Source organism: Rheinheimera sp. KL1, assembly GCF_001275035.1.
Taxonomy (GTDB): Bacteria; Pseudomonadota; Gammaproteobacteria; order Enterobacterales; family Alteromonadaceae; genus Pararheinheimera; species Pararheinheimera tangshanensis.
Map to the genome: position 1 here is coordinate 106210 of NZ_LAMX01000016.1, position 14578 is coordinate 120787.

Genomic DNA, 14578 nt, shown 5'->3' on the forward strand with positions numbered 1-14578 from the left:
TATCCACCTGACTTCTTACCCTGATGCTAAGTTTACCTTGAATAACTGAACCTTAGGTTAACAAAGCAATCAATTACAGCTGTTCCTTTGATCAAAACGGACATTGCACTTCAAAATATAGCTCAGTTCCTGAAGTTGGGTGTCTGAATGCCAAAGAGCCAGCATGCAACTGAAGTCGATCTACTGAACGTCGTCCACATTCAGTACCATAAAACTTGTCTCCGAGGATCGGATGACCCAGCCACAACATATGTACTCTCAGCTGATGCGAGCGCCCTGTAACGGGCGTTAACTCAACTCTGGTCTGGTGTTGGTTTCGCTCCAGTACCCGGAAATACGTGAGCGATGGCTTACCGGATCTAAAATGCACCATTTGTTTTGGTCTGTTGGGCCAATCACACAATAAAGGCAAATCAACAGTCCCGGAGTCCGCAGGGACTTGTCCTTCCAGTAAAGCGAAGTAGCGCTTTTTAGTCTGGCGCAGCTCAAACTGTTTATTCAAAGCCCGCTGACTCTGGGCGTGCATCGCCATGATAACCAGCCCGGAGGTCGCCATATCCAACCTATGTACTATACGGGCTTGCGGCCATACCAAACGGACCCTATAGTCCAGACTGTCTTTGTGCTCCGGAGCTTTGCCAGGAACAGTAAGGAGTCCACTTGGTTTATTCAGGATCACAATATCCTCATCCTGAAAAACTATATCCAGATATGGGGTCGTCGGTGGCCTATATTCAAGTAGCATTTTATTAACTTTTAATCATGACTGACAACAACGACCCGCAGCGCATCAAATTTTAACCTGGCTTTACTGATGTAATCCGTTAATTCTTGTTGCTGTTGTTGTAAATATGCAATTTCTTCCGGACGCACCGAAGGATTTAGTTTTTGTAGCGCCTGCAGACGTTCGATTTGAGCATTCAATTTTTGTTGCATCAATTCTTGTGCTTGTTGTTGTACTTCGACAAGACGCACAGTCGCCAATTCCTGAGCTTTACCTATCAATGGATGGATGAAGCTTTGTAAGGCTTTCACCATTTTTGCAGCAGGTTGACGCCCAACAGGTTTTAATTGTTTATTAAACTGCTCAAAACCCACGTTTGCAGCCAGATTTTTCCCATTTTTTTCCAGCAATAAACGCACAGGAGTCACAGGTAAATAACGACCCAGCTGTAATTCTTTTGGTGCACTGGCTTCTACAATAAATACAAATTCTACAAAGTAGGTGCCGGCGGGGAGGGCCTTATTCGGCAACAAGGCGACAGAACTATTGCCCATTTGTTCATTGGTCAGAATATCCAGTGTGCCTTGTACCATCGGATGATCCCAGCTTAAGAATTGGATATCTTCCTGTGCTAAAGCCGTTGCTCTGTCAAAAGTGACACTGATGCCATCGTCGTCCAGCATCGGGTAATGGCTGTGCAGATGCTCGGACATCGTCAGCACCATGCTATTTTCACCCCGGTCGTCTTGGTTGACACCCAACACATCCCAGGCTCTTAGCATAAACATAGGTAACTTCGTCTCGTCATCCAAAGCGGCGATCGCTTCAGCAAGATCTCGGGCCTTGCCCTGGCCTGAACTGTTGATTTCCAGCAGTTTATCGCGGCCTTGCTCCAGTTTTTGTTTCAGTTGCTGGTTGAGTTCTGCGCTTTTGGTAATCAGCGACTGAACGGCATCTCGACCTATAGTAGGAGCGGCCAGCAATTCAAACAGCTCTGTGGAAACTTGTTCAAATACCGAGCGTCCGGTCTGGCAAGTCTGGCTCAGTGCTTGTAAACCCTGTTGATACCAATCCAGCAGCACGTGCTGTGGATGATCGGCAAAGTACGGAATATGAATTTGAATATCCTGAGTCTGACCTATACGGTCCAGACGACCGATACGCTGTTCCAGCAAGTCAGGGTTTAAAGGTAAATCAAATAACACCAGATGATGAGCAAACTGGAAGTTGCGGCCTTCACTGCCTATTTCTGAACAGATCAGCATTTGAGCGCTATTGTCTTCCTGAGCAAAATAAGCGGCAGCCATGTCCCGTTCAACAATAGTCATGCCTTCGTGGAAGACTGACGCCCGAATACCCTCACGCACACGCACAGCTTCTTCTAGCGCGATCGCTGTGTCGGCATGAGCACAGATCAGTAAAAACTTGCTGCGTTTATGTTGTTTCAGTAAGGCAATTAAGTGATCAACCCGAGGGTCAAACTGCCACCAACTGCTGCTTTTACCTTCAAACTCCTGGAACACCCGCTCTGGAAATAAACTGGCTTTGGCTTTTTGCTCCAGACTTTGTTGTTTATTAAAGGCTTGTTGCACTTTTAACGCGTTTTTATATTGTTCAGGCAACTCCAGGGCTACAGCTTGTGGTTGACGTTGTGGGAAACCTGAAATGGCGCTGCGGCTATTACGAAATAAAATTCGGCCAGTGCCATGGCGATCTAATAACTGACTTAACAGTTGCTGTTGAGCCTGTTCTATCTCTTCAACACTGCTGTCTGTTTGCAACAAAGTGCTTATCGCAGCTTTAATGTCGCTTTCAGCCAATAATTGACTCAGTTCTTGTGCTGAGGCTTGGCTTAATGGCTTTTGTTCCAGGACAGCGGCGGCTAAATCAGCGATTTGTTTATAGCTTTGCTCTTCAGCGATAAAAGCCTGATAGTCGTGGAAACGGTTTGGGTCTAATAAACGCAAGCGGGCAAAATGGCTTTGATGCCCCAGCTGATCTGGAGTTGCTGTCAGCAGGATCAAACCTGCTGTGCCCTCGGCCAATTCTTCGATACGTTGATATTCAGTGCTGGCCGCTTCTTCGCTCCAGTGCAGATGGTGAGCTTCGTCCACCACTAACAAATCCCAGTCAGCATCGACGGCCTTTTGGTGATGGCTACGTTTTTTCACCAGAAACTCGAGGCTGGTCAACACCAGCTGTTCGGTTTCAAATGGATTACCGCCATCCAGCGAGGATTCCACACAACGCTCATCATCAAAAATAGAAAACTTCAGGTTGAAACGACGTAACATTTCCACCAGCACTGATGCTGCAGCGACTCGGGCACGACCACCAATACGCGTTTTGCTAAACCTGCCAGCACTTGTTGATGAATAATTAAACCGGCTTCAATAGTTTTACCTAAACCTACTTCGTCGGCCAGCAACACGCGCGGTGCGTGGCGTTTGGCTACCTCTTCTGCAATATAGAGCTGATGTGGGATCAAACTCATACGGCCACCAACCAGACCTTGCAAAGGACTTTGTTGCTGGCGGTGCAAATGCTGCCAGCTCTGATAACGCAGCGGGAAGGTTTCAAAACGATCCACCTGACCGGCAAATAAGCGGTCCTGTGGCTGGCTAAAACTAATAAAGTGATCGAGGAATAATTCGCGTAAGGCTACAGTTTCGTTGGTGTCTGTACGGGTGCCATGATAAATAAAACAGTCGTTTTTGCTTTCGACTTCGCTGATTAATAGAGAAAAACCTTCAGCGCTTTTGACTGTATCGCCCGGGTTAAACTGAACACGGGTCAGCGGTGCTTCCAAAATAGAGTACAGACGGTTTTCACCACTGGCTGGAAACAGTAAAGTCAGCATTCTGCCTTCCTGCCCAATTACAGTACCTAAACCTAAATCCGACTCACTGTCGCTGATCCAACGTTGGCCCAAAGCAAATTTTGTCATCTTGTCCTCACTGCAGAAAATGGCGCGCTATGGTACAGCGAAATGCCTGATACCGCATCAGCTCAACGAACGTATTTTTTTGTAATAGATTAAAAATCGTCATCTATTGGTCATACAGGCAGTGCATTTTTGCTCTAAGCTTAGATCAAATGAATAAAAGTACTGCGGGTTCTGTCTTTGCTGAACCAAACAGCATCCTATAAGTCAGACGCTGTATACCGAAAATAAATAAAGATTGTTGTATTTTTGCCATGGACTTTCATGGTTTTTATTGACGCTAAGGAGCTGCTTATGGCGCGAAGAAGAGCTAAAGATAAAAAAATATACGTTCTGGACACCAACATTCTACTGCATGAACCTTTCGCCTTCTTAAACTTTCAGGAACACGACGTTGTCATCCCGATGACAGTGCTCGAAGAATTGGATCATATCAAAGACAAGCATAAAGACGTCAGTCGTGAAGCCCGTATTGCGATTCGAGCTTTGGAGGATGTGCTTAAAGACGCAACACCGGAACAGATGCTACAGGGTGTTGCTTTACCCAGTCATTCAGAGGAAAAAAATGCCGGTCATTTATTTATTATTAATGACCATCATATCAGTGATCAGATACCAGGTTTACCTGGTGGGGAAAACGATCATTTGATTATTAATACTGCGTTGTTTTTACAGAGGGAAAAAGCGCCGACCAAAGTGATACTCGTCACTAAAGATATTAATATGCGACTTAAAGCTAAAGGCGCAGGACTGAAACTGGTTGAAGATTACCGTACCGACCAGTTGATTGACGATGTACGATTTTTATATAAAGGCTATTACAAGTTTTCGGGTGATTTTTGGTCCGTCGTCAAAGACTGCCGCACCCACAATGAAGGCCGTGAAACCTACCATTTTGTACCCCGTTCCGTTTTACCTAATGCTTATATCAACGAATACCTGATTGACGAAGCTGAAACTTTTGCTGGCCGGGTGCTGGAAATCAATGAACAGGAAATCAAAATTCTTGATTTAGGTTTTGAGCGCCTGATGCACAAACACGCCTGGGGTATCCACCCGAAAAATATTTATCAGGCAATGGCGTTAAACGCCTTGCTTGACCCGGATATGGATTTAGTGATCCTGACTGGCCCCGCCGGTTGCGGTAAAACTCTGATTGCGTTGGCTGCGGCGCTGGAGCTGGTGATTGAAAAGGGCATGTACGACAAAGTAATAGTCACCCGCAACACGCCGGAAATTGCTGAGTCTATCGGCTTTTTACCTGGCACAGAAGAAGAGAAAATGGCGCCATGGCTAGCGGCCATTACCGACTCGCTGGAAGTGTTACATAAAACCGACGAACATCCGCATGCCAGCGTGCAATATATTATGGATAAAGCCAATATCCAGTTTAAGTCAGTCAATTTTATGCGCGGCCGCAGCATTCAGAATGCAATAGTGCTGCTGGATGAATGTCAGAACTTAAGTGCAGCTCAGCTGAAAACTATCATTACCCGTTGTGGTGAAGGCACCAAGCTGATCTGTTCAGGCAACCTGTCGCAAATTGACAGTAACTATCTGACCGCTGTTACTTCAGGTTTGACTTACATCGTAGAGCGTTTTAAAAACTTTGAGGGTAGTACCACCATCAATCTCAATGGAGTAGTACGTAGCAGATTGGCGTCTTTTGCTGAGGCTAATTTATAAAAGTAATAAAAAGCCCCGCAGCAGAGCGGGGCTTTTTTAGTTAAGAAATGTTCACTTTGCGTCTGTACCAGGCTATCCCTGCCAATCCCAGCAGACCAAACCAACTAAAACTACCGCTATCCTCTTCCACTATCACAACCTGTGGTTCGTCGTATGACAAATCTTCCAATGGCAGTTCCGCTAATGCTGGTTCGTCAAAGCCGGAAATTTCGGCCAGTAAGTCGTTGTAATCGGCGTCATAAATCCGGATCACCAAGTCATAGTAAGCGGGGGGTAAGCTATGTAGCAGTTCGCTTTCTATTGAAAACCAATCTTCTGCACTAGTACCGTACAGAGTAAATACAGAACTGGTATGAATGATGACTTCAGGTGCTCCGGCACGTTTGAGCGCAAAATGAGCGTATACAGGTACTGAACTGTAGTTGGTATCTGCGTCAAAACGGACATATACGTTGTGATAAAAGCCGTTATTGTTTAAATCGGACTCAAATGAGATATCAATAGTGTCAAACCAGACGTTATTTTCGACGCTCTGGATCAGGATACCGCTGCTACGAAGTGCTGTTTTGGGTTTCGCAGTTTTTGCAATGTCCGAAGGTAACTTAAATGACTCTTTAGTGGATGCAATTTCTGCAGGCGCTGCGATCGAAACAAGGGGTAAAATAGCAGAAGTTATAACAAATACACTGACCAACCAGAATTTACGCATACACAGAGCCTCCTTAGCTTTGGTATCATTACAGGCTAATGGCCATGAATACTGGCTGAACTTATTTTTAAGTGAAGAATTATTTTGAAACTATCAAAAAAGCTGCAGATCACCACAGCACAACAGGCCATTGATGCTTTAGTTACAGCGGCACCACAGCTCAGCAAAGGTCGGCTGAAAGATGCGATGAATAAAGGGGCTGTGTTGTGGCGGCGTGGCAAGCAAAATAAAAGATTGCGCCGTGCTCAGGCGGATCTATTGCCTGGCGATAGTCTGGAGCTGAATTACGACGAACAGCTGCTGCAACGCAGTTGTGAGCCCGCGGTTCTTATCCACGAAGCCCGTGGCTACAGCGTCTGGTTCAAACCTGCAGGTATGCTGTCGCAAGGCAACGAATGGGGCGATCATCTCTCTTTATTACGCTTTGCGGAATTGTACTGGCAAGGTAAACGTCAGGTCTTTTTGTTGCACCGTCTGGACCGTGAAGCCAGTGGTTTGGTGTTGATTGCTCATACTAAGCAAGCTGCCGCAGCTTTTAGTCTGATGTTACAGCAGCACAAAATAGAAAAAGAATACCGTATTGAAGTGAAAGGCCAGTTGTCCGCTGAGCTGATTACAAAAGCTGTGCTGAATTCTCCGTTAGACGATAAGGCGTGCGCCACTGAGTTTGAACTGGAATCTTATTCTGAACAGCGTCGCAGCAGTGTAGTTCGGGTCAGGTTAATCACCGGCCGTAAACATCAGATCCGTCGTCATTTTGCACAAGCAGGACACCCGGTGATGGGTGACCCAGCCTATGGCTCAGGCAATAAAAATGAACAGGGCTTAATGTTACAGGCGGTAAAACTGAAGTTTATATGTCCTTTTCGCAAAACCGTGATGACATTTGAACTGCCAGAATCCTTGTTGCAGCTTCAGATATGAGCCAGTTGGCTCTGTAGTTTTGCGCTTAGCGAAACGCCGTTGGCCTGAACCTCTAATAAACCCAGACTAATGGAGTTAAATAAATCCTGACGTAGTTGTTCAGCTTGCCAGGCACAAGGTCGACTCTGATGACACTGATAGCCCAGGTGTAATGCGCCTTTCAAACCTTGTTGCTCCGCCAGATACAAGCTGTACCACACCAGCTCTCGCAGCGCATCTAAATCCTGTTCGCAAATACGCTCTGAAAGAAGTGCATGCAGGGGCAGGACTGCAGAGTGAGCCTGATAGTCTTCAGGCAAGCTTTGTACGAGTTGATGTTGCAATTCCACAGCCTGTTGTTCTGAAGCACAGTACAACCAGAATTCCTGATCCTGTTCAACCCAGAATAACGCTTGATCCAATATCAGCCTGAACCCCTCTAAATCAGTACTGACTTGTTGTATACCTTTGTTCAATAGCGCAGGCGTTTGTTGTGGCATCACCAGCAGCAAGTGTCCCTGAGTTTTGGTTCTGTGATGATGCAGCAATAACTCGGTAAAACTACGCCATTGTGGCATTTGGACCAGTGCGCCAGAACGATTTTTTTTCTGTTTGCTCAACAGCAGTAGTAGTGTCAGGACGGCAATAGCCAGTAGAACCAGACTAATCCGCAACCAGTATTTCAGTTGAGTTTGCTGACTGAAGTGCAGCTCTTGCTGTTTTTCCTGTTGCAGCTGTAATTCAAGACTGCTTTGCAGGTTGTCCAGTTGCAGCTTGCTGGTATCGTTTAGCTCTGCCACCTCCATTTGGTTGGCTGTTTTTTCCAGTTGATAAGCTTGTTGCCATTGTTGCTCAAGCGCCGCGAGTTCTGCGCTTAATGCAAGATGCTTACGCTTTAGAAAGGCCGCCAGCTTATCCGGTTCTGGAGCTGCTTCGTCCAGCATTATTTTGGCTGCACTATAGTTTTGTTTTTTGATAAATACGTTCGCCAGAAATAAAGCGGTTTCTGCTTTAATCGATTGTGCTGAAAGCTGGCTGGCCAACTGATGTGCTTTGGTCAATAACTGCTCAGATTGGTCTAAGTCACCTTGTTCCAATGCCAACTCAGATAAGCTGACATGGGCAGAGATCAACATGTAAGGATCCTCACTCTCCACTGCCAGTTTCAGTGCTTTGTTGTAGGTTGTTTTGGCGTTGTCTAATTGTTTTAAAACCAATTGACTGTCACCGCTATTAATCAGTGCATTGACCTGAGCACTTAAGCTGTTTAATTGCTGATACAGCCGCGCAGCCTCGTTAAAGTACTGTAACGCCAGCTCATGTTGTTCCAGTTTTTGATAGGCCATCCCCAAGCGCATACTAATGGACGCTATCGCTTGCTGATCACCCATTTCACTGGCAAGTGGCAACGAAGATTTAAAATATTGATAAGCCTTGCTCAGGTTGTTGTTTTGTAGATGTAGGCGTCCAAGCATGATCATGGAATTCAACTGACGCTGTTTATCTGCAGCTTGTGTTGCCAGGGTCAGGCTTTGGGTCGCGGCTTTCATCGCAAGTTCTACATTTCCCTGTTGATTATAAGCCTGGGCAAAACTTTCCAGAATATCCATACGCAAACTACGTATCGCTGTCGTGTCCTGTTCCGGCAAAATAGCTTCTGCCAGTTTTAACTTTTCGATGGCCATCGCGGTGTCACGATAAAATACGCCATAGCTTAAAGCTTGCATCAATAAGATGCGGCCAGCCAGTTCAGTGTCAGGTTCCAAAGTCATAGCTTTATTGCTGAATTCCAATGCCGCTTCTTTATTATTCAGGACATAATGACTGTAAGCCAATAAAAAATGCTCTTCGGCTGTTTTGGCTGGGTGCTTTAATTGTGTGTCAAGTTGTCCTTGTGGGTTGGCTTTGACTTGCTGCATTAATTGAGACAAATCTGCTGCATGAACCGAAAAAGTAACCAGTACTAAAAGAATGCTTAACGCGTGGCGCATGCAGAAGTTCTCCAAAAATAGACAACGCAGTGTAACTGAAAGAAAATCAGACAGCCAGATGAAAACGATGAGGTGTTTAGTGACTGATAATTCAGGATATTTATGGCTTCGGCAATGGCTTTTTTATAGCCTAAAAGTGCAGTTATCCAATCAGAGCGTTTGGAATGAGCAACTAAGGCGTTTAAGCGAGGAGCAGCCCTCGCAGTCATTTATTATCGGCATCAGCGGGGCGCAAGGCAGTGGAAAAAGTACACTCGCTGCCAGTTTACAACAATTATGGCTTGAGCAAGGGGTGCGCTCTGATGTGATCTCGCTGGATGATTATTATCTGGAACCAGCACAGCGGTTGGAGCTGGCACGTCTTTGGCACCCGCTCTTTGCTGAGCGTGGGGTCCCCGGGACTCATGAGACAGGCTTACTGCTTTCACAGCTTCGGGCATTTCTTCGTGGCGATGCTCAGAGTTGGCGCCGTTACGACAAAGGCAGAGACTGTATTTCAGCTTACTCTGAAAAAACAGATGCCCGTTTGCTGATCCTCGAAGGATGGTGTGTTGGGGTTGCGGCTCAAGCGGATGCAGCCTTGCTTACAAGTCTGAATATGCTGGAACAACAGCAAGACCCTGACGTGATATGGCGGCGCAAAGTGAATCAGCAGCTTGCTGATCATTACCAGCAGATCTGGCAATTATTAAACCATCTGCTATGGCTCAATGCACCGGACTGGGACGCAGTATGCCGTTGGCGAGCTTTGCAAGAACTCCCTTTACAGCAGCAAGGGCTTGGCAAAAGCCCGGCTGAACTGACGCAGTTTATGTTGTATTTTGAGCGTTTGACTCGTGAGAGCTGGCAACAACTGCCGCACTGCGCCGATTTTATTCTGACGCTGGGGCAGGATCACAGCCTGCGGAACCTCATACCTGACGAATAGGTTGTTGTGCCAGAAATGCCTGCAGGTTTTCAGCCAGTTGTGCCACCAGACGTTGCATGGCTTGACGACTAGCCCAGGCTACATGAGGAGTGATGATCAGGTTGGGTATGGCGGTTTGAAGCAGAGGATGATCGGCAGCCGGAGGCTCGGTACTTAGCACATCCAAAGCAGCTCCAGCCAGAGTACCTTTTAATAAGGCTTCTGCTAAAGCCACTTCATCAATCAGTCCCCCTCGGGCGGTATTGATCAGCAGCGCCTTCGGTTTCATAAAGCTTAGGGTTTTGGTATTGATCAGTTGTGCCGTGTCTTCTGTCAAAGGACAATGCAAAGATAAGACGTCGGCCTGACGTAATGCATCTTCGAACGAGGTTCTGCCAGTACGGATCTCTTTAGCGTCCGGACGTTCTGCAACAAGAACTCTCATGCCAAAAGCTTCAGCCAGACGAGCAGTAGCCTGACCTAAATCACCATAACCCAGTACAGCAATGGTTTTACCCGCCAGCTCTTCTATCGGCTGCAAGTGCAAACAAAATTGCGAGCTTTGACTCCAGGCTCCTTGTTGTACCGCCTGATGATAAGTCTGAATATGGTTGGTCAGTTGCAGCAACAAGGCAAACACCTGCTGTGGCACTGCAGTACCGGCATAACCCTGCGCATTGCAAACTACTATACCAGCCGCCTTGGCTGCGGCTAAATCCACCATATTGACGCCAGTTGCCGCCACCAGAATGCAGCGCAGCTCTGGCAGCGCCGCTATGGCTTTGGCATCTAATGCAACTTTATTGCTGATCAGCACTTGTGCGCCGCTGGCGTGATGCTGTAGCTGCTCCACAGAGGTAGATGGGTACAAAGTTAAACTAACGTCAGCCAGATGCAGCGGGCTTAAATCAGTGTCAGCCAAAGTGGCTGCATCCAGAAAAACAACCTTTGCAGCCATTAGCGATACACCACGTCTTTGTACATCGGGGCCAGCATAGCCAAAAATTCGTTTTGCGCTTCTATCGGCACTTGTTGTTGTTGCATGGCGCTGATGAGATGGTTCACCAGAGCGTCAAAATGGGCTTGAGTAATTTGGAATCCTGTATGGCTCTCCTGCATCGATGCGCCAGTATATTTACAGGGGCCACCAGCGAGTTCACAAAACTGTTCTATTAATAAACGGCGGAATCTGGGGATATCGGTATCAGCAAAATGATGCACTATGCTGGAATCGTGTTCTATACCAGATAAAACACCATCCACAATATTTTCGACTCCTGTTTCGCCGCCTAAACGCTGATATAAGCTGGCTTCAGGATGTTGTTGGCATGCAGTTAATACTAAGGTCGTTACGAACAACAGGTATTTCACCATGTGCCCTCCACTGATAAATAAAAGCCCGTTTGTTCGGTGAGACCGGCAATATCACCTAAATCAACATAACCGAGCACCACAGATGCATTTTTATTAATAAACCAGGCGGCAAAGACGTCACGCCAGTGTTGTTCATCAGCAAACCCCAGCTGATTAGGTTTTTGTTTAAATTCTGTCCCCAGCGCCAGATTATAATTGAGCAACAACACTGCTGAGCTTTCAAACATCAGTTTGTGGCTAACGCCTGCGCCACCAAAGCCTAATAAGCCGGTTTGATGAGCATCGGTGGAGCGAACAGTGGCATTGAGCAGCAGATTGCGGCCTGCTATGGCATCAAAAAATACTTTGCTGGCAGCCAGATACAGCTCATAACCTGAATCATCTCCGGCTCCGACCGCTGCAGGTAAAGCAAAATCACGGTTTTTCTTAAACTGAGCCCCGAGGCTTATTTGCGGCATACCAGAGTATAAAAGTTCGCCCGCGATTTTGTACTTGATCCCCAGAATGTCCTGACGCAGTTCACCACCTATGGTATCCAAGGTAAATTTTTGCCGGGCAAAGGACAGTTCCCACTGATTATTAAAACTGGCTCCTATCCCCACACTGTCCAGCGTAAAATCATCGACGCCAACCCGCCCAGCAAAGGTGTTTACCGACCACTCATCGCTACTGCTGTAGCCGTTGATCGTAGCCCAAGGCACTATGCCGCCCCCTGAATTACCTTCAACAGTGGTTGCGCCACCTGTGGCTATTACTTTTGAGCCTGCCATCAGGCTGCCACTGGCCATCAGTAAACAAAGACTGCAGAGGAGTATTTTCATTGATTGCTCTCTTGTTCAAACCATTCAGGGCTTTTTTCAGAAAACTGTTGAAGCCATTCGCCGAAAACTTCTGAGGTTAAAGGTTTTGAAAAAAAGTAACCTTGTACTTTATCGCATTGATACTGTTGTAATTTTGCCAGTCCTGCCAGATTTTCCAGGCCTTCAGCCGTTACTTTGAGGCCTAAACTATGGGCTAGTTGAGTGGTGGCGCTGACGATCAGGGCGTCATCCTGATTGTGTTCGATGTCTTTAATAAAAGCCCGGTCAATTTTGACTTCGTGTACGGGTAATTGTTTTAAGTAAGCTAATGACGACTGACCCGTACCAAAGTCATCAATGGCTAACTCAATCCCCATGTCACGCAGTTGGGTTAAAATCTGGATCACTTGTTTAGGGTCCTGCATCACAGCACCTTCAGTGACCTCTAAAGCCAGCACTGAAGAGGGCAGGTGATAGCATTGCAACAGTGCAGCTATATCTGCAGGCAGTTGCGGGTTGGTGAGATCGTGAGCGGACAAGTTCACGGCCACTTTGATCCTTTTTCCTTGCTGATACCAGAGCGCTAGTTGTGCAATAACGGTATTGAGCATCCATTCGGTCACCAGCGCTATATTGCCGGCGTGTTCTGCTAATTTTATAAATTCATCCGGTGGTACAAAACCTAGTTCCGGATGTACCCAGCGGATCAGCGCTTCTGCTGAATGGCAGGACTGTTGTTGCAGATCGACTTTAGGTTGATAGACCACAAAAAGCTGGTTTTGCTGCAAAGCGGCAGGTAAATCACGCAAAATAGTCAGCTCACGCTGGTGGCTTTCATCCTGGCCTTGTTGATAAAACGCGACTAAGCCGGGCTGCTCTTTAGCATGACTGAGTGCAATATCCAGCCGTCGTATTGCATCATTGGCATGAACACTGCCGAGACTGATGTTATAAGCTCCAATGGATACCTTCAAGCTCAATGGAGAGTCGGCCAGTAAGTACCCCGAGCGTAGTTGTAGTTTTAATTGTTCTACCTGTTCCGCAGAAAAATAGTGGGTATAGAGCAATAAAAACTCATCACCGCCTAGTCGGGCCGCTAAGACAGGCGTTGGATTTAGTTGGTGTAAACGTTGGGCCATTTGCTGTAGCAAAGAGTCGCCATTGGCAAAACCTAGAGCGTCATTGATATGCCGAAAGTTTTTGATATTCAGTAGTAACAAGCCCACATTTGCCGACGGCAGTAGTTCTGCCAGTCTACGTTCGGCTGCACCTCTGTTTTTTAACCCAGTCAATGAATCATGTTCGGCCTGATACAGCAATTCAGCTTCACGACTACGAATGTCCTGCTGCATCTTATATAAAGTGTTGCCTAACACGCCAATTTCACCTTTGGCTTCGGGCAAATCTGCAGTGGTCTGGCCCTGGCCAATCTGGCTGGCGAAATTGGATAATAAACGCAGAGGTTGTGTGATGCTTCGGGCTATCACAAACGCTAGCAACAAGGCCAAGGTTAAACTGAAACCAAAAATTCCCAGTAGTTGTTGGCGGATGTCCTGGTAACTTTCCTGCCAGCGAGAACTTGGATAATGCAATACAGCCCACAGCAGTTGCTGCTTGTCTAAGGCCAGCGCCAAGGATAAAAATTTATCCTCATTGCTGCTAAAAGGTTGCTGCCTGGTTTCAACCAGACTGGGTAACAATGGCAACAAACTTTGTTGAGTGTCGGTATCTAAAGTGGAATGCAGCGTCTGATTGCCTCTGTCGCCATTGGTGGTGAAACTGATGTCCAGATCCGTGATGCCTTTGATTTGTTCTGCAAGCTGCTTATTTAAACTAAAGCCCATACCAACCCAGGCTATAGTTTGAGGTGCTTTAACTGGTACTAAAACAAACTGATAGGAGTTGCCTGCTAATACAAGTATGTCGTTGACTGTGCCTGACTGATTGCCTTTGCTTTGCAAAAACACGGATTTTACATCGTCATTATTCAGGTCCGGGCTGGTGCTGGCGAGCAGATCTCCGGCAGGTGACAATAACAACACTAAATCTGCATTGACTCTACTGCCATGATTTTCCAGTACAGATAAAATAGTTTCCTGCTCAGCAGTGGCTACAGCCCGTCTAAAGCCAAAATCACTGGCTAAGATACTGACAGAACTGCTGAGCTGGCTGGCCCTATTGTCCAAAGCCTGCAGAAACACATTCGCTGCAACTTTCAATACTTGCTGTGCCTGCTGCTCGCTGTCTTTTTTCATGGTACTTAACGTGGCGAGGCCGCTGGCTAAAGCCAGAATAGTCAATAAGCTGATAAGGGAAACTACCAATCTGCTGCGTAATGAATCGAACATTTGACCTCGTTGTGGCAGCCCAACTTGAATGCTGTCATAGTAGATAAAAAAATTCCGGGTAGCGCAACACTGCGCGCTCAACTAAGCATAAGTGAAAAGCAAAGGTCTGGATATGTGTTTTAAAACCTTAGCAATAACTCGGTTTGCACTCAACTCTAAAGCGTCAGAACCAAAGAAAAACCTGATTATTCA

Annotated in this window: 12 protein-coding genes; 3 read left to right on the forward strand and 9 right to left on the reverse strand. The window is 46.5% G+C overall.

Annotated features, from left to right (window positions below; genetic code table 11):
• Window positions 1-91: 91 nt before the first annotated feature.
• From WH43_RS08450 to WH43_RS21070, 3 genes are read right to left on the reverse strand one after another with little or no spacing between them, the layout of a single operon-like run.
• Window positions 92-745 carry an RluA family pseudouridine synthase gene (locus WH43_RS08450; RefSeq protein ID WP_053424184.1) on the reverse strand — a complete coding sequence of 218 codons (654 nt, stop codon included), beginning with the start codon at window positions 743-745 and terminating at the stop codon, window positions 92-94.
• A gap of 11 nt (window positions 746-756) precedes the next feature.
• Window positions 757-3018 carry an RNA polymerase-associated protein RapA gene (gene rapA / locus WH43_RS08455; RefSeq protein WP_353504800.1) on the reverse strand — a complete coding sequence of 754 codons (2262 nt, stop codon included), beginning with the start codon at window positions 3016-3018 and terminating at the stop codon, window positions 757-759.
• Window positions 2997-3671 carry an SNF2-related protein gene (locus WH43_RS21070; RefSeq protein WP_353504799.1) on the reverse strand — a complete coding sequence of 225 codons (675 nt, stop codon included), beginning with the start codon at window positions 3669-3671 and terminating at the stop codon, window positions 2997-2999. Before WH43_RS21070 ends, rapA begins: the two co-directional genes overlap by 22 nt.
• A gap of 291 nt (window positions 3672-3962) precedes the next feature.
• Between WH43_RS21070 and WH43_RS08460 the strand changes: the two genes are divergently transcribed.
• A complete protein-coding gene (locus WH43_RS08460) occupies window positions 3963-5354 on the forward strand; it encodes a PhoH family protein (protein WP_053424185.1) in 1392 nt (463 codons plus the stop codon).
• Window positions 5355-5394: 40 nt separating this feature from the next.
• Here WH43_RS08460 and WH43_RS08465 read toward each other — a convergent pair whose 3' ends face one another.
• A complete protein-coding gene (locus WH43_RS08465) occupies window positions 5395-6063 on the reverse strand; it encodes a choice-of-anchor H family protein (RefSeq protein ID WP_053424186.1) in 669 nt (222 codons plus the stop codon).
• Window positions 6064-6147: 84 nt separating this feature from the next.
• On the opposite strand from WH43_RS08465, the gene WH43_RS08470 reads away from it, so the two are divergent.
• Window positions 6148-6987 carry an RluA family pseudouridine synthase gene (locus WH43_RS08470; protein ID WP_053424187.1) on the forward strand — a complete coding sequence of 280 codons (840 nt, stop codon included), beginning with the start codon at window positions 6148-6150 and terminating at the stop codon, window positions 6985-6987.
• On the opposite strand, the gene WH43_RS08475 is transcribed toward WH43_RS08470, so the two are convergent.
• Window positions 6978-8957 carry a tetratricopeptide repeat protein gene (locus tag WH43_RS08475; RefSeq protein WP_053424188.1) on the reverse strand — a complete coding sequence of 660 codons (1980 nt, stop codon included), beginning with the start codon at window positions 8955-8957 and terminating at the stop codon, window positions 6978-6980. The two genes, WH43_RS08470 and WH43_RS08475, sit on opposite strands and share 10 nt — an antisense overlap.
• A gap of 79 nt (window positions 8958-9036) precedes the next feature.
• On the opposite strand from WH43_RS08475, the gene WH43_RS08480 reads away from it, so the two are divergent.
• Window positions 9037-9885 carry a kinase gene (locus WH43_RS08480; protein WP_286049585.1) on the forward strand — a complete coding sequence of 283 codons (849 nt, stop codon included), beginning with the start codon at window positions 9037-9039 and terminating at the stop codon, window positions 9883-9885.
• Here the strand turns inward: WH43_RS08480 and WH43_RS08485 are convergent.
• From WH43_RS08485 to WH43_RS08500, 4 genes are read right to left on the reverse strand one after another with little or no spacing between them, the layout of a single operon-like run.
• Window positions 9869-10822, reverse strand: a complete 954-nt coding sequence (locus tag WH43_RS08485) for a D-2-hydroxyacid dehydrogenase (protein WP_053424190.1) — start codon at window positions 10820-10822, stop codon at window positions 9869-9871. The two genes, WH43_RS08480 and WH43_RS08485, sit on opposite strands and share 17 nt — an antisense overlap.
• A complete protein-coding gene (locus WH43_RS08490; RefSeq protein WP_053424191.1) occupies window positions 10822-11238 on the reverse strand; it encodes a group I truncated hemoglobin in 417 nt (138 codons plus the stop codon). Before WH43_RS08490 ends, WH43_RS08485 begins: the two co-directional genes overlap by 1 nt.
• Window positions 11232-12059, reverse strand: a complete 828-nt coding sequence (locus WH43_RS08495; protein WP_053424192.1) for a DUF3034 family protein — start codon at window positions 12057-12059, stop codon at window positions 11232-11234. Before WH43_RS08495 ends, WH43_RS08490 begins: the two co-directional genes overlap by 7 nt.
• Window positions 12056-14386, reverse strand: coding sequence for an EAL domain-containing protein (locus WH43_RS08500; RefSeq protein ID WP_053424193.1), 2331 nt, complete (start codon window positions 14384-14386; stop codon window positions 12056-12058). The genes WH43_RS08495 and WH43_RS08500 overlap by 4 nt, the downstream gene beginning before the upstream one ends.
• Window positions 14387-14578: the final 192 nt, after the last annotated feature.

Coding starts and splice junctions, on each gene's coding strand:
- WH43_RS08450 (WP_053424184.1), bottom strand. CDS start 745: ATGCTACTTGAATATAGGCCACCGACGACCCCATATCTGGATATAGTT.
- rapA (WP_353504800.1), bottom strand. CDS start 3,018: ATGTTACGTCGTTTCAACCTGAAGTTTTCTATTTTTGATGATGAGCGT.
- WH43_RS21070 (WP_353504799.1), bottom strand. CDS start 3,671: ATGACAAAATTTGCTTTGGGCCAACGTTGGATCAGCGACAGTGAGTCG.
- WH43_RS08460 (WP_053424185.1), top strand. CDS start 3,963: ATGGCGCGAAGAAGAGCTAAAGATAAAAAAATATACGTTCTGGACACC.
- WH43_RS08465 (WP_053424186.1), bottom strand. CDS start 6,063: ATGCGTAAATTCTGGTTGGTCAGTGTATTTGTTATAACTTCTGCTATT.
- WH43_RS08475 (WP_053424188.1), bottom strand. CDS start 8,957: ATGCGCCACGCGTTAAGCATTCTTTTAGTACTGGTTACTTTTTCGGTT.
- WH43_RS08485 (WP_053424190.1), bottom strand. CDS start 10,822: ATGGCTGCAAAGGTTGTTTTTCTGGATGCAGCCACTTTGGCTGACACT.
- WH43_RS08490 (WP_053424191.1), bottom strand. CDS start 11,238: ATGGTGAAATACCTGTTGTTCGTAACGACCTTAGTATTAACTGCATGC.
- WH43_RS08495 (WP_053424192.1), bottom strand. CDS start 12,059: ATGAAAATACTCCTCTGCAGTCTTTGTTTACTGATGGCCAGTGGCAGC.
- WH43_RS08500 (WP_053424193.1), bottom strand. CDS start 14,386: ATGTTCGATTCATTACGCAGCAGATTGGTAGTTTCCCTTATCAGCTTA.